15 protein-coding genes are annotated in these 17,818 nt (G+C 36.2%); all 15 read right to left on the bottom strand.

All coding sequences use genetic code 11. The annotated features are described in order from the left end of the window. Nucleotides 1-8 precede the first annotated feature (8 nt). The 15 genes from HMPREF2603_RS05095 to HMPREF2603_RS05025 all read right to left on the bottom strand — a co-directional run bounded on the left by HMPREF2603_RS05095 (nucleotide 9) and on the right by HMPREF2603_RS05025 (nucleotide 17,808). A complete protein-coding gene (locus tag HMPREF2603_RS05095) occupies nucleotides 9-521 on the bottom strand; it encodes a PepSY domain-containing protein (protein WP_241964951.1) in 513 nt (170 codons plus the stop codon). 34 nt (nucleotides 522-555) lie between these two features. After that, entirely contained in the window at nucleotides 556-1,932 is a 1,377-nt protein-coding gene (locus tag HMPREF2603_RS05090) for a sensor histidine kinase (protein WP_060803519.1), read from the bottom strand. A gap of 2 nt (nucleotides 1,933-1,934) precedes the next feature. Continuing rightward, nucleotides 1,935-2,612, bottom strand: a complete 678-nt coding sequence (locus HMPREF2603_RS05085; RefSeq protein ID WP_070501978.1) for a response regulator transcription factor — start codon at nucleotides 2,610-2,612, stop codon at nucleotides 1,935-1,937. Between the two features lie 13 nt (nucleotides 2,613-2,625). Further along, the gene (locus tag HMPREF2603_RS05080; protein ID WP_060803517.1) at nucleotides 2,626-3,999 is read right to left on the bottom strand and encodes an SLC13 family permease; all 1,374 of its coding nucleotides are present in this window, start codon (nucleotides 3,997-3,999) and stop codon (nucleotides 2,626-2,628) included. A 2-nt stretch (nucleotides 4,000-4,001) separates the two neighbouring features. Beyond that, nucleotides 4,002-5,201, bottom strand: coding sequence for a glycerate kinase family protein (locus HMPREF2603_RS05075; RefSeq protein ID WP_060803516.1), 1,200 nt, complete (start codon nucleotides 5,199-5,201; stop codon nucleotides 4,002-4,004). Nucleotides 5,202-5,333: 132 nt separating this feature from the next. Continuing rightward, on the bottom strand, nucleotides 5,334-5,681 hold the full coding sequence (gene rbfA / locus HMPREF2603_RS05070) for a 30S ribosome-binding factor RbfA (protein WP_002480711.1): 348 nt from the start codon (nucleotides 5,679-5,681) through the stop codon (nucleotides 5,334-5,336). Between the two features lie 377 nt (nucleotides 5,682-6,058). Continuing rightward, nucleotides 6,059-7,342, bottom strand: coding sequence for an MFS transporter (locus HMPREF2603_RS05065; protein ID WP_060803515.1), 1,284 nt, complete (start codon nucleotides 7,340-7,342; stop codon nucleotides 6,059-6,061). A gap of 29 nt (nucleotides 7,343-7,371) precedes the next feature. Then, complete coding sequence (locus tag HMPREF2603_RS05060; protein ID WP_060803514.1) at nucleotides 7,372-8,121, bottom strand: glycerophosphodiester phosphodiesterase family protein; 750 nt, start codon at nucleotides 8,119-8,121, stop codon at nucleotides 7,372-7,374. Nucleotides 8,122-8,393: 272 nt separating this feature from the next. Then, the gene (locus HMPREF2603_RS05055) at nucleotides 8,394-8,777 is read right to left on the bottom strand and encodes a VOC family protein (protein WP_002480708.1); all 384 of its coding nucleotides are present in this window, start codon (nucleotides 8,775-8,777) and stop codon (nucleotides 8,394-8,396) included. A 95-nt stretch (nucleotides 8,778-8,872) separates the two neighbouring features. Next, complete coding sequence (gene infB, locus HMPREF2603_RS05050) at nucleotides 8,873-11,008, bottom strand: translation initiation factor IF-2 (protein WP_060803512.1); 2,136 nt, start codon at nucleotides 11,006-11,008, stop codon at nucleotides 8,873-8,875. 16 nt (nucleotides 11,009-11,024) lie between these two features. Further along, nucleotides 11,025-11,330 (bottom strand): YlxQ family RNA-binding protein, encoded by a 306-nt coding sequence (locus HMPREF2603_RS05045; protein WP_023015690.1) that lies wholly within the window; start codon nucleotides 11,328-11,330, stop codon nucleotides 11,025-11,027. Then, nucleotides 11,327-11,611: an RNase P modulator RnpM gene (rnpM, locus tag HMPREF2603_RS05040; RefSeq protein ID WP_057509824.1), complete on the bottom strand. Its 285-nt coding sequence runs from the start codon at nucleotides 11,609-11,611 to the stop codon at nucleotides 11,327-11,329. The genes HMPREF2603_RS05045 and rnpM overlap by 4 nt, the downstream gene beginning before the upstream one ends. Before the next feature lie 18 nt (nucleotides 11,612-11,629). Then, nucleotides 11,630-12,874, bottom strand: coding sequence for a transcription termination factor NusA (gene nusA / locus HMPREF2603_RS05035; protein ID WP_060803511.1), 1,245 nt, complete (start codon nucleotides 12,872-12,874; stop codon nucleotides 11,630-11,632). A 21-nt stretch (nucleotides 12,875-12,895) separates the two neighbouring features. Continuing rightward, nucleotides 12,896-13,363, bottom strand: a complete 468-nt coding sequence (rimP, locus tag HMPREF2603_RS05030; RefSeq protein ID WP_002480703.1) for a ribosome maturation factor RimP — start codon at nucleotides 13,361-13,363, stop codon at nucleotides 12,896-12,898. A 137-nt stretch (nucleotides 13,364-13,500) separates the two neighbouring features. After that, the gene (locus tag HMPREF2603_RS05025; RefSeq protein WP_148130420.1) at nucleotides 13,501-17,808 is read right to left on the bottom strand and encodes a PolC-type DNA polymerase III; all 4,308 of its coding nucleotides are present in this window, start codon (nucleotides 17,806-17,808) and stop codon (nucleotides 13,501-13,503) included. Between the last annotated feature and the right edge of the window lie 10 nt (nucleotides 17,809-17,818).

Raw genomic sequence — 17,818 nt, 5'->3', positions numbered from 1 at the left:
TTATATTTTTAATCATCAAAATCATCATCGTCATCATCATCTTTAATTTCGAACCATGACACAGACAGTACTTTTTTATTGAGGGCATTCACTTTAATTACTGCGCCTTCATCATCGTCTACGATTTGTTGAACCGTATAAAAAGGTGGATTGTGCTCTTTTTCTAAATCAATATAAACAAATTGACCTGGCACTTGATGTTGTGCGACCGCTTTTGCTGTTTCTTCTGAAATATAAGGTGTCTCTTTCTTCTTAGTTGCTTTTTCTTGCTGTGATTTAGACTTAGTCGGTTGTTTGACTTTTACTGTATGGACATTTTTAATTGCGCCGTCTTTTTTATCTACTTCTAAATCATACTTCAACCCTTCATCTAACAATTTTACCTTATAAGTTGTTTTAGCTTTGTTCAAAGAAATAGATTGAATTTTGCCGTCATAACGATCATCTACTAGTTGTTTAACTTCTTGTTGGGTGTAGTCGTGTTGCGTGGACTTGAAATAAATCACTGCACATAATATCACTATCAATATACAAATAATGACTATCAACAGTATTTTAATCATCTTTTTGAGCACCATTTGAAGTCACCTTTTCTATAATCAAAATAAACGTTGTGCCAACATCAAGCACACTTTGTACTTGAATTTCTATGTCATTACGTTTGGCTAATTCAAACGCGATATAGAGTCCTAAACCAGAACCCCCAGATTGTCTTGCCCTTGCTTTGTCCACACGATAAAATTTATTGAAGATCTGTTCTAAATCTTCTGGCGGAATACCAATGCCACGATCTGAAATATTCACGTGTATGTGCGTTGGATGTTCCGTCGCATGTATCATCACATCATCTTGACTGTACTTAATCGCATTATCTAAAAAAATTGTCATCAACTGTTTGAACTGATCTTCATTCACAAATGCACCTGCAGTATTATCACAGTGAAATATAATCTCCCTATCATATGCATGTGCGAAACGTGAAGCCTTATGCTCTAATATTTCATTTAAATCAACAGATTGCCGTTCTGCCTGTTGATTACTGCGCTCTACTTTAGCTAAATCCAACATTTGCTCAGTTAAATATTTCAGCCGTTGTGCTTCATCGCTGATCGCATCTATACTTTCATTTAAAATATCTTCTCTAGTTTTTCCAAACCGTTTCAACATCTGACTATAAGAATTAATCACCGTAATCGGTGTTTTCAATTCATGAGAAGCATTGGATATAAATGCTTGCTGCTTTTCATCATGTTCCTTTAAATTTTCCATCATATCATTATATGTCTGAGTTAATGCTTGCAACTCTTTAGTATCCTTTTGATTAATATCCATAATGACATAATGATTCGTTTCAATCGTCTTTTTCATTTTCTCAATCAATTGATTTATCGGTTGTAAAATAATTTGAGTCAGTAATCGATTTAATAAAAAGACAATCAACAAAATAAACAATGTAGAAAGTGTTAAAACGACTTTTAAAATATCGTATTTACTATATTTGAAATCGATATTCTCAAAAATTTGTAAATTACTGACTTCTCCGTCTTTCCAAACGAGCGGAATACTGACTAAGACAAAATGATGCCCTTTTTTATAAATAGCCTTTTTATATTGTTTATTTTTATACGGTTCACTTAAATCTTTATATTTTGGATTAGATGTGACTTGAAATTTACTATCATCATCTTTACCTACAATCGCAATATAACCATCAGTTAAAATCAAACTTTGCAATACTTTTTCTTTGTCGTTATGATTTTCTTTGGCCTTTCGTAATTCCTCCATCGTGCTGATTGCTTTATCTTCTAATTGTGCGGTTTCCGCATTTAACGAAGTGGTACGATAAATAAAATAGATCGTCAAATTAGTAATAATGACAACAATCGCAATCATCAAAGTGATATAAATTTGAAGTTGTGTTCCTAGTTTCATAACTAAGCTCTCATTATATAACCGATACCTCTGACACTTGATATAATTGAAGTATCAGCCGTATCTAATTTCTTTCTTAAGTATCTGACATAAACATTTACAACATTCGTATCACCTACGAAATCATAACCCCAGACATACTCAATGATCTGCGCACGATCTAAAGCAATATTTTGGTTAGTCATAAAGTAGTACAACAAATCGTACTCTTTTTGTGTGAGTTCGACTAGACTGCCATCGACAAAAACTTCTCTAGATTGTGGATTCAATTCGATGTAATCATGTGTTAAAACTTCAGCAGCTTCTTTTTGATTTAATTGCTGCTGTTTTAAATGTACACGAATACGTGCTAATAATTCTTCAATTTCAAATGGCTTAGTCATATAATCATTTGCACCAGAATCTAAACCGCTGACTTTATCCATGACTTCATCACGTGCAGTTAACATAATAATTTTAATATAGTCATCATCATTTCGAATACGTCTGAGCACTTCTAATCCATTTAAATCTGGTATCATCACATCAAGTAAAATCAAATCAATCTGACGTTCTTGATAAAGTTGTAATGCTGCTTTACCAGAATGCGCTATACAGACATCATAGCCTGCATAATCCAATTCTAGTTCAATGACGCGTGCTATTTTCTCGTCATCTTCCACAATTAAGATAGTTTCCACTTTCTATTCACTCCTATTTCAATGCAAGCCCAACATATTGCCAATAAACATAATACATCACAATCATGGTAAGCATATATACTGGCATGATACCTAAACTTAAATACATGAGCTGTTTAATTGTAAATGGTCTTTCTTTATTCTCATAAAACAATAACAAGGCTTTAGAACTGACTGGAAAAGTTAAGCAGTAGTTCGTACCGATCAGCGCAATAAATACAACTGCTGTCAGGTTTAAACCAAACATTTTACCAAAAACAATCAGTAATGGAATAAAGACGACTGCACGTGTTGTATGACTTGTAATATACAAGTGAGAAGTCACAGTCAATACTACAATAATCACTAGCGGCACAAATTCATTTACCAGTTTGACATGATGCATCACTTGAAATAATTGATGTTGAATGACATCGAGCACTTTATATTTCACCAATAGATTGCCGAGTGCAGTCGCACCCGCTACAAAGAAAATTAAGCTCCATGACACTCTGTTAAATGCTTCACGCCATCCGATCAAATCAACTTTAGGCATAATCATAATCAAGCTCATTAAAATTGTCACAAAGGCAATATCGAAGCCATGCAGTGGTTCAGTAATCCAAAGTATCACTGTCAAACTAATGAGGACTGCTGCTTTTTTCTCTTTTTTAGTCAATGGTTGTTTTTCATATTGTATTATATTTTCTGTTGAAATCTTTTCAACAGGCTTCATATAAAACTTTTTTATCATAAATAAGCTTATTATTGCAATAATTATCCCAAATGGAAAGCCCCATAGTAAGAATTGAAGATAAGAAATAGAACCATCTGTTTGATTTTCAAGCAGTCCAATCCCAATAATATGACTGCCTGCACCGATTAAAGATAAGTTTGTTCCCATCAAAATTAACACTGGCATCAATATGCCTAAATACTGACGATTCGAATTAAAACGATTGCCAAATGCTTGATATACAGGTAGAAGTGCTGCTGCACGACCTGAAGTAGATGGAATAATTAAAGATAAAATTTGTACTAAGATAAAGACAAAGATATTCATACGCTTCCCAGACGTACACTTCGCTTCAATCCAACGAATCAAACGATCTAATAAACCACTGGTTTCCACTACGCCACCAATAATAAATGCGCCAATCATTAACCAAATCACATGTTCTTCTAATGATTGATACAAAATATCTTGCGGCATACCGAGTAAAATACCTAAACATACAACCAACATCGCAGATAACCCTGCTGGCATTTTACTAAAAATAAATAGTCCTAAAGATAACACAAACAAAGCCACACTCAATTGTCCTAAATAGGACAAATTTGTTTCTAAAAACAGCCATAGCGTGAAAATAAGATAAAGAATGGCTGCGATTAATTTAGAATAACTCATCTTTAAAGTACAAAATGTCTTTGTTTAGTTGTGTGTGTTTGTGACTTTGTTTGATTCATCTTCATACCGATTTGAATTGAGTGATATATATTTCGTGCACATTCCTTTAGCCATTTTGATGCATACTCAATAGAATCATCTAAACTTGAAGGCTGTTTAATAATGCTGTGAAAGGCATTAATACCACTTTGATAATTAAATTCCGCATCTTGACCGATTGTGCCTGCTAATGCAATCACAGGTGTATCATATTGTTGAGCGATTCTCGCTACTTCAGCAGGAATTTTTCCGTTTGGCGTTTGGAAATCTAAACACCCTTCTGCTGTGATGACTAAATCAGCTTGTGCAATAACAGGTTCAATATGCAAGTACTGTTGAATTAATTCAAAACGTGGATGCAATGTAGCGTTCGCAAAAGCGATTAACCCTGCACCTAATCCACCAGATGCGCCAGAACCTTGTTGATAAGCAACTGACTCACCTGTTGAACGTTTTATTAAACGTGCCAAATGATCAAGGTTATCCGATAAATGTTCGACTTCTTTTGGACTTGCACCTTTTTGTGGACCGAATACTTTTGCGACACCTTTTGGTCCACATAAAATATTCGACCAATTCACTGCTACATCTATAGGTGTATTTAATACACGCGGATCAATATGAGATAAATCCATATCATGAATACGGTCAATTTTACCTCCGCCATGGATAAATATTGTTTTACCTTTATAATCTTTGAAACGTGCACCGATTGCTTGTGCCATGCCGACACCGCCATCAGATGTTCCCGAATCACCACAGCCGATTAAGATACGTTCAGCGCCATGATCTAATGCGTGGATAATTGCTTCACCTACACCGTATGTAGAAGTGTGAAGCGGATTTCTCTGGTTGCTAGGTACATGTCTTAGACCCGCAATTGCGGCCATCTCAATTACCGCAACTTTTTGCTTGTTTTCATAAAACATACCATAAAATGTTTTGCGTTTTTGTCCTAATGGATCTTCTGCATTTAAATGATAAAGCTGACCATTTTTAATTTGCGTGATAGTTTGCGCAAATCCTTCGCCTCCATCCACCATGGGAATCACTTGAATATTTAAACTTTCATCTGCTTCATGCAGACCTTTTTGAATTGCTGTACCGACTTCTGCTGAACTCAAGCTTTCTTTAAAGCCTGAGGGTATCACTGCAATTTTCATTGTTATAACCTCCTAGTAAAAATCCTTATCGTCTATGTTAAGGAGGTTAAGTTTGTAAAGAATTAGAGAATTATTAGAATTCAATTAAAAAAGCAGCTATGCACTTGCATAGCTGCTCATAACTTCATTTAATTAGTCATTTTTATGAAGATCTTGAATCATTCTTTCGATTTTATTACCGTACTCGATTGAGTGATCATATTCGAAATATAATTCTGGAATTGTTCTTAGACGAAGTCTTGAACCTAATTCCGCTTTAATAAAGCCTCGCGCTTTTTCTAACGCTTTAAACGTATCGTCTACTTCTTTTTCTTTACCTAATACTGTTAAGTAGACTTTAGCTTGAGATAAATCGTTTGTCACTTGTACGTCAGTGATAGTTAAAAATCCGATTCTCGGGTCTTTAACTTTATTGTTGATAATATCCATCAACTCTTGTTTCAATTGTTCACCAACGCGTTCTGCTCTCATTTTACTCATGTGTGTTTCACCTCTTCATTTCAACAATGAACGATTGAGTTCAATCCAAGATTATAAACTATAATCGTCCCTTTTACAAAACTTTTCCCTTTATATTGAACAATTAATCAATATGACACGCGCAACATGTTAAGAAACAGTTAAGCATATTAATTTTGCGTAAACGTATAAGATTTCATTTCAAAACAATCTTTACATTTCAGAAATAAACACATACTTTTTAAAAATAATAGGCTCCTTCAAAAATAAAACCAAGCACTTTATAGCTGTATCAAGCGTTTAAAGTACTTGGGTTAAAATTTCTTATTCATACTAAAAATAACCCAATCACTATCATGTTATTTTTAGTCATTTCATTTTTAAATTTCATTTCATTATTAAGCTTCTCGTTGTCGTGAACGTTTCATCAAATACGTTAATACTAATGCTGAAACTGCACCACATAATGCGACCACAATACCAATTTTAAAAATCATTTGATAGGCAACAGCTTCATGTCCTTTAAAGGCATCCAGTAAATTACCATTTAATTGATACACCCAAAAGACTGGCGCATACGCTAAAAACGAACCGACACTCATCGCAGACCCTGAAAAATCTTCAGGTAATTTCAATTCTGAAATTGGCGCAAGCAATACACTTTTTGATAAGAATGTCGTTAATGACAAGATTACTAATAAAACAATACTTAACTGTGTTCCGATTTTAAAGTATACAATAACGATTAAAATCACTGTTGATGCGAGTAATGCTACACCAATCATTTTAGCTGAAGATTTAAAGACAAAGTCCGAAATCATTCCCGCAATAACACCAGCGATAACCCCCATCAACGCTGTATTGATTACACCGAAAAATGCAGTTTGTGCTGTTGTTAAATGATAAACACTTTGTAAGTAAGGTACAGTGTAAATTAAAATAATATAGCCCCAATATACTGACATTGCGGTAATCGCAGCTAACCACACTTTTGGTTGTGTTAACACATACACTAACCCTTTTAAAGCTTTCGCAGATTTATAACCTGTTTCTTGATTATGCGATTCATCAGCCGCAATCCCATTTTTCGGTACAAATTTCCATATTAAAATAATCATCGGGATTAGTAATAAGTTATAGGCTAACATACCGCCTTTTAATACGACGACGCCACTCACCGCAGCCATAATGGCCACAAGTAATAAGTTCATCAACATTTCTTGTGCACGGCGAATGGATTCTAATAATCCAAACCCTAAACCTCTATGTTCACGATCAGTGAAGAAAACTACCCCATTCAATACTGCAGGCCAGAAGAACGCTTCAACTAACCCCCAAATGACTGCGATCACTTTTAATATCGTAAAGCTTGGATTCAAGAAAATCACGATACACATCGTGATAAAACGAATTGACATCCCCGTGATGAGTAAAGAACGAATCGAGAATCTATTATTGATCCATCCACCTGGAATATAGAAGAACATCGATAACCCGATTAAACTAAAAATCACACCAAGTTCCGCATTATTAACATGCAGTACCTGCAAGAGTTGGTGATAAAACGTACCTTTAAAAGCTTCGAATCCTGAATAAATAATTTGTCCTGCAGTGACAACAGAGAGGTATCCTGCCAGTTGTCTTGCATTTTTCAATCCTAGTTTATGCATCAGCCAATTCATGTTGTTTTTCCTCCTAGTTGCGGCCTATGTCAAAGTGATTCTTGCAAATGTACTAAATTTTGCGGATAGTCTGTAAACACACCATCCACACCAAAGTTAAAGAGTTGGTTCACTCTATCTACATCATTCACGGTATATACATTTAAAATATAACCATCATCTTTGATACGTCTGACTAACGCTTCAGTCAAATCAATATCTTCCAAATGCAAAATATGTGTATCACAAAAATCTAAAACTGTACGCCAATCTTCATAAAATGCACACATTTCATAGAGTACCGCTCTAGGATATTGAGGAAGCGCTTCTTGAACTGCTTTAAGCAATGGAATATTAAAACTAGAAAATAATATTTCTACTTCAGGACTAAATTTCGGCATTGTTTCAACTAACTGTTTAATTAATGATTTAGCTAATTTTGGTCCATGATTACCTGTAATACCTTTTAGTTCAATATTGACATTTAGTTGAGAGGCATTCACAAAATCAATAAATTCATCGAAAGTTAGAACTTTTTCTTCTTTGAATTTTGGATGGAACCAATAACCTGCACTCGCTTGTTGGATATCTTTAAATAAGGTTTCACTGATTTCTCCTGTCATTGAAGTTGTACGATCTAAATAATCATCATGAATCATTATTAATTGTTCATCTGCAGTAATTCCGACATCGACTTCAATCCATTGCAGTTCAGGAATTTCTGCTGCGGCATGATAAGATGCTAACGTGTTCTCTGGTGCGACACTTGGTACACCCCTGTGTCCAAAGATTGTTTTCATAGCTGTTCACCTTCTAGATTATAAAATAGATTGCTGTAGTGATATTAAATTCCACTTCCCACAACTTGTTAAAAAGTTATGTATAATTTCAATTTAATCATATGCCTATGCAAAGTCTATTTCAATAAGTTTTATGGTTTTTATTGAAACTTTACAATACATTTACAAACCTAGTTCTTATAGAGGTCAATCTGTTTTAAGATAAAAAAATCCAATCTGAATACAGTGCTGAGACTATCATCAGATTGGATATTTAATATGTTTTATGATTTTTATTCATCAAAAACTAGAATGTTGAAGAAATGCCCATCAATATCTTCAAATGTGAAGCCATAAAAACCATCACGTTCTTTAGGTTGATCGATAATTTTACCTCCGAAACTCTGTACATCTTCTTTAAGTTGATGTGCTTCTTCTTTTGTATCAACCGAAAGTGAAATCAACGCATCATTACCATAAGGTACGCGATGAATATATGATTCAAAGTATTTCATGGCTACAATCATTATTGGAGAGCCTTTTTTTGCTTTGATACCGAACATCTTGCCCTCTTGTTCCGGACGTTCCATAATCTCAAAGCCGATATTTTGATAAAACTTCTTGCTTTTGTCTAAGTCCTGACTCGCAAGATTAAACCAAATATTGTTAACCATCATACATACACCTCCCAATTATATTTATGATAGTATTCCCTTAATCATACGAAAAAGCACTCCCGCTTAAGGAAGTGCTTTTATCTAAATTATCAAGTTTAACGTTGGATTTCAACCATTTCGTATGCTTCGATAATATCGTCAACTTTTAAGTCGTTGTATTTTTCAATTGTAATACCACACTCGTAACCTTTTGCCACTTCTTTCGCATCGTCTTTGAAACGTTTTAACGTATCAAGTTTACCTTCGAAGATGACAATACCGTCACGGATGACGCGTACTCCTGCGTTACGTGTGATTTTACCTTCAGTTACATAACATCCTGCGATTGTACCGACCTTAGAAACTTTGAATGTTTGACGAACTTCAGCTTGTCCGATGACTTTTTCTTCGTATTCAGGGTCAAGCATACCTTTCATCGCTGATTCAATTTCTTCGATTACGTCGTAGATAACACGGTGTAAACGTAAGTCTACATTTTCTTGTTCAGCTGCACGTTTCGCACCAGAGTCAGGACGTACGTTGAAGCCGATGATGATACCGTTTGAAGCATTCGCAAGTGTAACGTCAGATTCGTTGATTGCACCCACTGCTGTATGGATGATACGAACGTTAACACCTTCAACATCAATTTTCATAAGTGAAGCTGCTAATGCTTCTACTGAACCTTGTACGTCACCTTTGATGATTACGTTAAGGTCTTTCATTTCACCTTGTTTCATTTGTTCGAACAAGTTGTCTAATGAAACGTTTTTGCTTTCTTGACGTTGTTGTAAGATGCTTTCTTCATGACGTGCTTCACCGATTCTACGTGCTTGTTTTTCGTCTGAGAAGACAACGAAGCGGTCACCGGCTTGTGGTACATCATTAATACCCGTAATTTCAACCGGTGTCGATGGACCAGCTGATTTGATACGTTGACCTAAATCATTCACCATTGCACGGATACGACCGAACGTATTACCTACTACAATAGCATCTCCCACATGCAACGTACCATTTTGAACTAATAATGATGCCGCAGGACCACGTGATTTGTCTAATTCAGCTTCAATAACTGTACCGACAGCACGTTTGTCTGGGTTCGCTTTTAATTCTTGTACTTCTGATACTAAGACAATCATTTCTAATAAGTCTTCAATACCGTCACCGCTTAATGCTGAAAGTGGTACGAAGATTGTGTCGCCTCCCCAGTCTTCAGGGAATAAACCATGTTCAGTTAATTCCTGCATAACACGATCAGGGTTTGCTGTTGGTTTATCAATTTTGTTTACCGCTACGATAATCGGCACATCTGCTTCTTTAGCATGGTTAATCGCTTCAATTGTTTGAGGCATAACACCGTCGTCTGCTGCAACCACTAAGATTGTGATATCAGTGACTTGCGCACCACGTGCACGCATAGTAGTGAAGGCTGCGTGTCCAGGTGTATCTAAGAAAGTGATTTTTTTGCCGTCATTTGTGATTTGGTAAGCACCGATATGTTGTGTGATACCGCCCGCTTCACCTTGTGTCACATGTGTATTTCTGATTGAGTCAAGTAGCGTTGTTTTACCATGGTCAACGTGTCCCATGATTGTTACAACTGCTGGACGCTCAATTGCATCCGGATCTTCTTCTTCATCATCGAAGTAGATATCTAAGTCTTCTTCGTCAATGACTACTTCTTTTTCTACTTCTACACCATAATCATCAGCGATTAACTCAATTGTTTCATCGTCTAATGATTGGTTAATGTTTGCCATAATACCAAGTAAGAATAATTTCTTAACAATACTTGATGACTCAATATTCATTTTGTCAGCTAATTCGCCAACCGTAATACCTTCTAAATAAGTAATTTTTTCTGGCATTTCTTTTTTCGGTTGTTCTGGTGCTGGTTTTTGATTATTGTTTTTCTTATGTTTGTTGTTGTTTTTATTATTATTTTTGTTGTGGTTCTTGTTGCCTTTTTTATTATTCTTTTTAGCATTACCGCTATTATTGTTATTATTTTTATTTTTATCTTTATTATTGTTTTGATGTTTTTTGTGATTATTTTGAGCAGCTTTATCGTTTTGCTTATCTTTAGATGAATTTGGTTTGAATTTTTTATCCAACTCTTTGATTTCATTCGGTTCTAACGCTTGCATGTGGTTAGACACCTCAACATTCATCTTCTTCAATTCATCAATAACATCTTTACTTTTTAATTTTAAATCTTTTGCATACTCGTAAATTCTCTTTTTACTCATATAATCACTCCTTACGTTATTCATCTATCATTGATAATAGCTTTTTGGCAAAACCGTTATCCATTATAGCTATATTCACGCGAGAAGATTTGCCAAGTGCTTGGCCTAACTCTTCTCTTGTACCGAATATACGCAACGGAACGTGATAACTCTCACATTTTTGACTGATTTCTTTGGTTGTCCTCGATGACGCATCCTCAGACAGAATCACTAACGATGTTTTTCGTTTTTTGATTTCTGTCAGAATAACTGACTCACCACTTTTAACCTTGCCAGCCCGCATTGCCAATCCTAAAAAATTCAAGATGTTGCTCTTATTCATTTTGGAATCTCTTCTCTGTAAATGAGACGTATGATTTCTTTATAGACAGGCTCTAAAGTTTCAGCATCAGCATTAAAGAACTTCTCTAAAATCCCTTTTTGCTGTGCTTTTTCTACAAGTGCTACATCTTTAGAAACGTACGCACCACGTCCAGGTTTCTTACCTGTCGCATCTGCAGAAATTTCGCCTTCTTTGTTTATAACCACACGAATCATATCGTTTTTGGGACGCATTTCATTTGAAAGTATACACTTTCTCATTGGAATCTTCTTTTTCTTCATAAAGGCATTCACTCCAAATTATTCTTCTACGTCTTTTTTAGCTTCTGTTTCTTCTGAAGCTTCGTCTTCTTCTGATTCAGCTGCTTCAATGTCTTCCGCTTCTTCTACTTCAACATCTTCAGCTTCAGGTACTTCTTCTACTTGTGCCACTACCACATCTTCAGAAAGATCTTCTTCGATTGGTGTTTCTTCAACTTCGTCTTGTTCTGGCACTGGGTAGATACCTGCTTCACGTGCATCTGTTTCAGATTTAATATCGATTTTCCAACCTGTCAATTTCGCTGCTAAACGTGCGTTTTGACCACGTTTACCGATAGCTAGTGATAATTGATAATCAGGAACGACTACTGTTGTAGATTGATTGTCTTCGTCTACAATTACTTCTAAAACTTGTGAAGGGCTTAATGCGTTTTTCACAAAGACTTTAGGATTTTCATTCCATTGTACGATATCAATTTTTTCTCCGCCAAGCTCTTCAACAATCGCTTCAACACGGACACCTTTTGCACCTACACATGCGCCGACAGCATCAATATCATCATTTTCAGAGTAGACACTGATTTTTGAACGATCGCCCGCTTCACGTGCAACTGATTTAATCACAACAGTACCATCATAAATTTCAGGTACTTCTTCTTCAAACAAACGTTTCAATAAGCCAGGATGACTACGTGATACATAGATTTGAGGACCTTTTGTCGTTTGTTCTACTTTATTAACGTATACTTTGATACGTTCATTTGGAATGTAACTTTCATTTGGACTTCTTTCAGCTTCAGATAATACCGCTTCAGTGCGTCCTAAGTTAACATACACATATCTGTGATCGACTCTGTCGATGATACCAGTCATGATATCTTCTTCTTTATCGATAAATTCATCATAAAGAATTTCTCTTTCAGCATCGCGTAAACGTTGCATCACAGCTTGTTTTGCTGCTTGTGCACCCACACGGCCGAAGTCTTTCGGTGTAACATCTTCTTCGTAGATATCACCGATTTCATATGCTGGGTTTTTCACCAACGCTGTACTGATGTCCACTTCATCGCGGTCATCAAATACTTCTTCTACGACTTCTTTACGTGCAATAACTTTGAACGTACCTTCGTCCATATTCAATTCCACACGTGCATTACGTGAAGATTCATAATTCTTTTTATAAGCAGTAATCAATGCTGCTTCAATCGCATCGATTAGTACTTCTCTAGGAATTTTCTTTTCTTTTTCCAAATATTCTACTGCTAATATTAATTCATTTGACACGGTTAAATCCTCCTACTCACGTTAAATCAAAACTGCATGACGTGCTTTAGCAATTTTATTTCTTGGGATTTCAACTTGCTTTTTCTTTGATTTGACTTGCACTTCGATCACAACTGACTCGTCATCTACTGACTGCAAGACACCTAACCATTCTTTAGCACCTTCAACCGGCGCATAAAGAGTGACAAATACAGGTTGATTGACTGCATTACGAAACGCCTTATCGTCTTTGATAGGACGCTCAGCACCTGGTGACGCAACGTCTAGGTAATACATTTGTTCAATCGGATCTGCTTCATCCATTGCTGCGCTGATTTTTTCTGATGCTAATGTGCAATCATTTAAATCAACGCCGCCCTCTTTATCAATAGAGATTCTAAGATAGCGGTCTCTACCTTCTTTTGTGAATTCAATATCCACGAGTTCAAAATTCAATTCATCTAAAACCGGTTGAATAATTGTTTCGATTTGTTCAGTAATTTTACTCATGCTGACCTCCTTTATACAAATAGAAAAGAGCGGGTAAACCCCACTCTTCGTGACTAAAGTTCATTTTTTACGCACTATGATTATAACACAGTACATCTTTAAATGCCAATTGTAGCACAGTTGACACTTTTTAAGCATTACATATCAAAAATTGATAATTGTGCTTTATCAGGTAAACCAGGTAATGAACCTAAATCATCTAAATACTCAATGACTTTTTGAGAAAGACCCGCTTTCTTATTCAAGTCTTCTTTAGATAAGAACGGTCCTTCATTACGCGCTTCAACAATACGTTTCGCTACGTTTTCACCTAGACCTGGCACCGCAATAAACGGTGGAATCAATGTATCGCCTTCAATAATAAATTCAAATGCCTGACTCTTTTCTAAACTGATCGGCTGCATACGGAAACCGCGATGTGCCATTTCGTTCATGATTTCAAGCACAGTTAAAACGTCTTTTTCTTTCTTGCCAAGTTCCATGTATTTAGAATACATATCTTTCACTGCCGCTTTGATACCTTCTTTATCTTTGATCATGGTTAATAAGTCAAAGTCTGATGCACGAACAGTAAAGTAAGACGCATAATAATATAACGGATAATGCACTTTGAAGTAAGCGATACGTACCGCCATTAATACGTAAGCTGCCGCATGGGCTTTCGGGAACATGTACTTGATTTTCTTACATGAGTCTAAATACCAATCCGGTACATTATTCTCTTTCATAATTTCTTCCCATTCTTCTTGCAGGCCTTTACCTTTACGTACTGCCTCCATAATTTTGAAGGCTAATGATGGTTCTAATCCGGCATACATTAAATACACCATGATATCGTCACGACAACCGATAACTCCAGATAGATCACATGTACCTGAACGTACTAATTCTTGGGCATTGCCTAACCATACGTCTGTACCATGGGATAATCCAGAAATCTGAACGAGTTCAGAGAATGTTGTCGGTTTCGTATCTTCTAACATTTGACGAACGAACGCTGTACCGAATTCTGGTACACCGAATGTCCCTGTCTTACATAAAATGTCTTCTTCTGTAACACCTAAGGATTCTGGCGTACTGAAAATACGCATTGTTTCTTTGTCATCGACCGGCACTGTTTTCGGATCAATGCCTGATAAATCTTGAAGCATACGAATCATCGTCGGATCATCGTGTCCAAGAATATCTAGTTTCAAGACGTTATCATGAATGGAGTGGAAGTCGAAGTGCGTTGTCATCCAAGCTGATGATTGGTCATCCGCTGGATATTGAATCGGCGTAAAGTCATAAATATCCATATCATCAGGTACTACAATGATGCCGCCAGGGTGTTGGCCTGTTGTACGTTTAACACCAGTACAACCTTTAACTAAACGGTCAATTTCAGCACCACGTTTATGAATACCTTGGTCATTTAAATAACCTTTGACATAACCGAATGCAGTTTTCTCTGCGACTGTACCGATAGTTCCGGCACGGAATACTTTATCTTCACCGAATAAGACTTTCGTGTAGTTATGTGCTTCAGGTTGATATTCACCACTGAAGTTCAAGTCAATATCTGGTACTTTGTCACCTTTGAAGCCTAAGAATGTTTCGAAAGGAATATCTTGGCCTTCTTTAATCATTTCAGCACCACATTCACATGTCTTATCTGGCAAGTCGAAACCAGAGCCGACGGAACCGTCATTAAAGAACTCGCTCTTCTTACATTTTGGACAAATGTAGTGCGGCGGCAATGGATTCACTTCGGTAATTTCAGTCATTGTCGCAACGAAGCTTGAGCCGACAGAACCACGTGAACCTACTAAGTAACCATCGTTGAGTGATTTCTTAACCAAACGTTGCGAAATCAAGTAGATTACAGCGAATCCGTTACCAATAATACTTTCTAATTCTTTTTCAAGACGATCAATAACAATTTGCGGTAAATCATCACCATATAATTTACGTGCATTCGCATAACTCATTTCACGAATTTCTTCATTCGCACCATCCATATTAGGTGTATACAATTTGTCTTTAATCGGTACAACACGTTCAATACGATCAGCTAGTGCTTGTGTATTATCAACGACAATTTCTTTCGCTTTCTCTTCACCTAAGAAATGGAATGCATCTAACATTTCATCTGTCGTTCTGAAATGTGCTTCTGGTAACGTAGAACGATTTAATGGGTTACCTGGTTGAGACGCGATTAAGATTTTACGTGCAATTGCATCATGTTCATTTAAGTAATGCACATTACCTGTCGCAACCACTGGCACATTGACTGCTTTACCCGCTTCAAGCAAACGCTGATAAATCTCAATCATAGTTTCATTATCACGAATCAATTCACGATCGATTAAATCTTGGTATAACGCAGGCGGTTGTACTTCTATATAGTCATAATATTTCGCAATATGTTCAACTTGTGATTGGTCTTTCTGCATTACCGCAGTAAAGACTTCACCTTCATCACATGCTGAACCGATTAATAAACCTTCACGGTACTCATCTAATAATGAACGTGGAATTCTCGGTGTACGATAGTAATACGTCACTAAGGATTCACTGACAATCTTGAATAAGTTTTTTAAACCTGTTTGGTTTTGAACTAAAATTGTCACATGACTTGGACGTGCACGTTTATAAGCATCTTCGTTTGATAGTGATTGGTTGATATCTTGATGATTTTTAACACCGAGTTCATCCACTTGTTTCAACATTTTAATAAAGATATAAGCCGTAGCTTCTGTATCATAGATGGCACGGTGATGTTGTGTCAGTTCAACGCCATATTTTTTGGCTAAGAAGTTCAAACCATGTTTACCAAATTCTGTATTTATCGTACGTGATAATTCTAAAGTATCGATAACACCATTTGTATAATGGCCTAAACCTGCACGTTCATAGCCAGTATCAATGAAGCCCATATCGAAGGATGCGTTATGGGCTACGAATATCGCATCTCCGACCCATTCTTTGAATTCTGTTAATACATCATCAATTTCAGGAGCATCAACTAACATTTCATCTGAGATGTGCGTCAAATTCTTGATAGTTTCAGATAAACGCTCATGCGGATTACTGAAACGTTCGAACTTATCAATGATTTCGCCATCATGGACTTTTACAGCGGCTAACTCGATAATTTTGTCGTATTGGTTTGATAAACCAGTCGTCTCAACGTCAAATACCACATAAGTCGCGTCTTTAAGATTACGGTCAGTCGGATTGTATGCAATCGGTACACCATCATCGACCAACATACCTTCCATACCGTAAATCATTTTAATGCCATGCTTTTCAGCAGCACTGAACGCATCTGGATAAGCTTGAACGACATTATGGTCTGTTACTGCGATAGCAGGATGTCCCCATTTCACAGCTTGTGCAACATAATCACCGATTTGATTAATACCGTCCATTTGACTCATCGCTGTATGCAGATGTAATTCCACACGCTTATCTTCTGCTTTATCTAGTTTTGGTGTTTTCTTAATTTCTTCAATATCAGACATCATCATGACTAAATCACGTACGAAAGTATCTTCTTCAATACGGCCTTGCGCACATACCCATTTACCGACACTTAACGCTTTGAAATGTTCTAAATCGTCTTTGTTTTTACGTGTAAACATTTTTAGTACGAGTGAGTCTGTGTAATCTGTTACTTTTAATTCTACGATGTGACGACCACTTTTTAGTTCTTTGATATTCATATCAAAGATAACGCCTTCAATCGCCACTTTGAATTCTTCTTCAATAATAGATTCAATCGGTCTGACGTTATCCACTTGGATTGGTTTACCGATTTGACATTTATCAACAGCACTTTCGTTATTATCTTGTTGCTTAGCTTTTTCAGCTTTCATACGTTCTAATTTTTCAGTTGCTTCTCTTGCGCTTTGTTGATCCTCTTCTTGAATATGTGCTTCTAATGAAGCTAAATCATTATCATGTTCAGACGTGTCTGTTTCAAAAACAATCTTATTCACGTCAAAGCCGCATTGTTGGTATGCTTTGACTAAGCTGCCGTTACACGCTTTATGGAAATAATCACGTTCAATATCATTTGAAACCATCACTTTTAAGACATTACCTGAAGTAATCAGACGTTTTTGTCCTAATTGTCCTTTTACTTTGGGTGACAATCTCGTCTGTTCAATACAATGGCTGAAGTATTTCATCGCAAACTCATCTTGGTTTCTTGTATCTTGAACAACAAAATGCCAATCTACAGTCGCAATCTCTTTAAATTCTTCAATCAAAGCGTGGGTAAATAACATGTAGTCTTCATAAGTTAAAAAGCGAGGCAGTGTAATTTGAAATAACCATGTCCGCTCTTTTTGAGAGACATCAATGCGGTTTAATTCACTGTTTTCTATAATATCTGGTTCGAGCTGATTCGCAATTTTAATCTGATCAGCTAACACTTTAAATTTTTCTTGATTTGTCATTGCCAAGACC

It is taken from the genome of Staphylococcus sp. HMSC055C03 (assembly GCF_001809385.1).
Lineage (GTDB): Bacteria > Bacillota > Bacilli > Staphylococcales > Staphylococcaceae > Staphylococcus > Staphylococcus simulans.
Note: the sequence above shows the minus strand (reverse complement) of the source record. Positions and strands in the feature narration are given on the sequence as shown.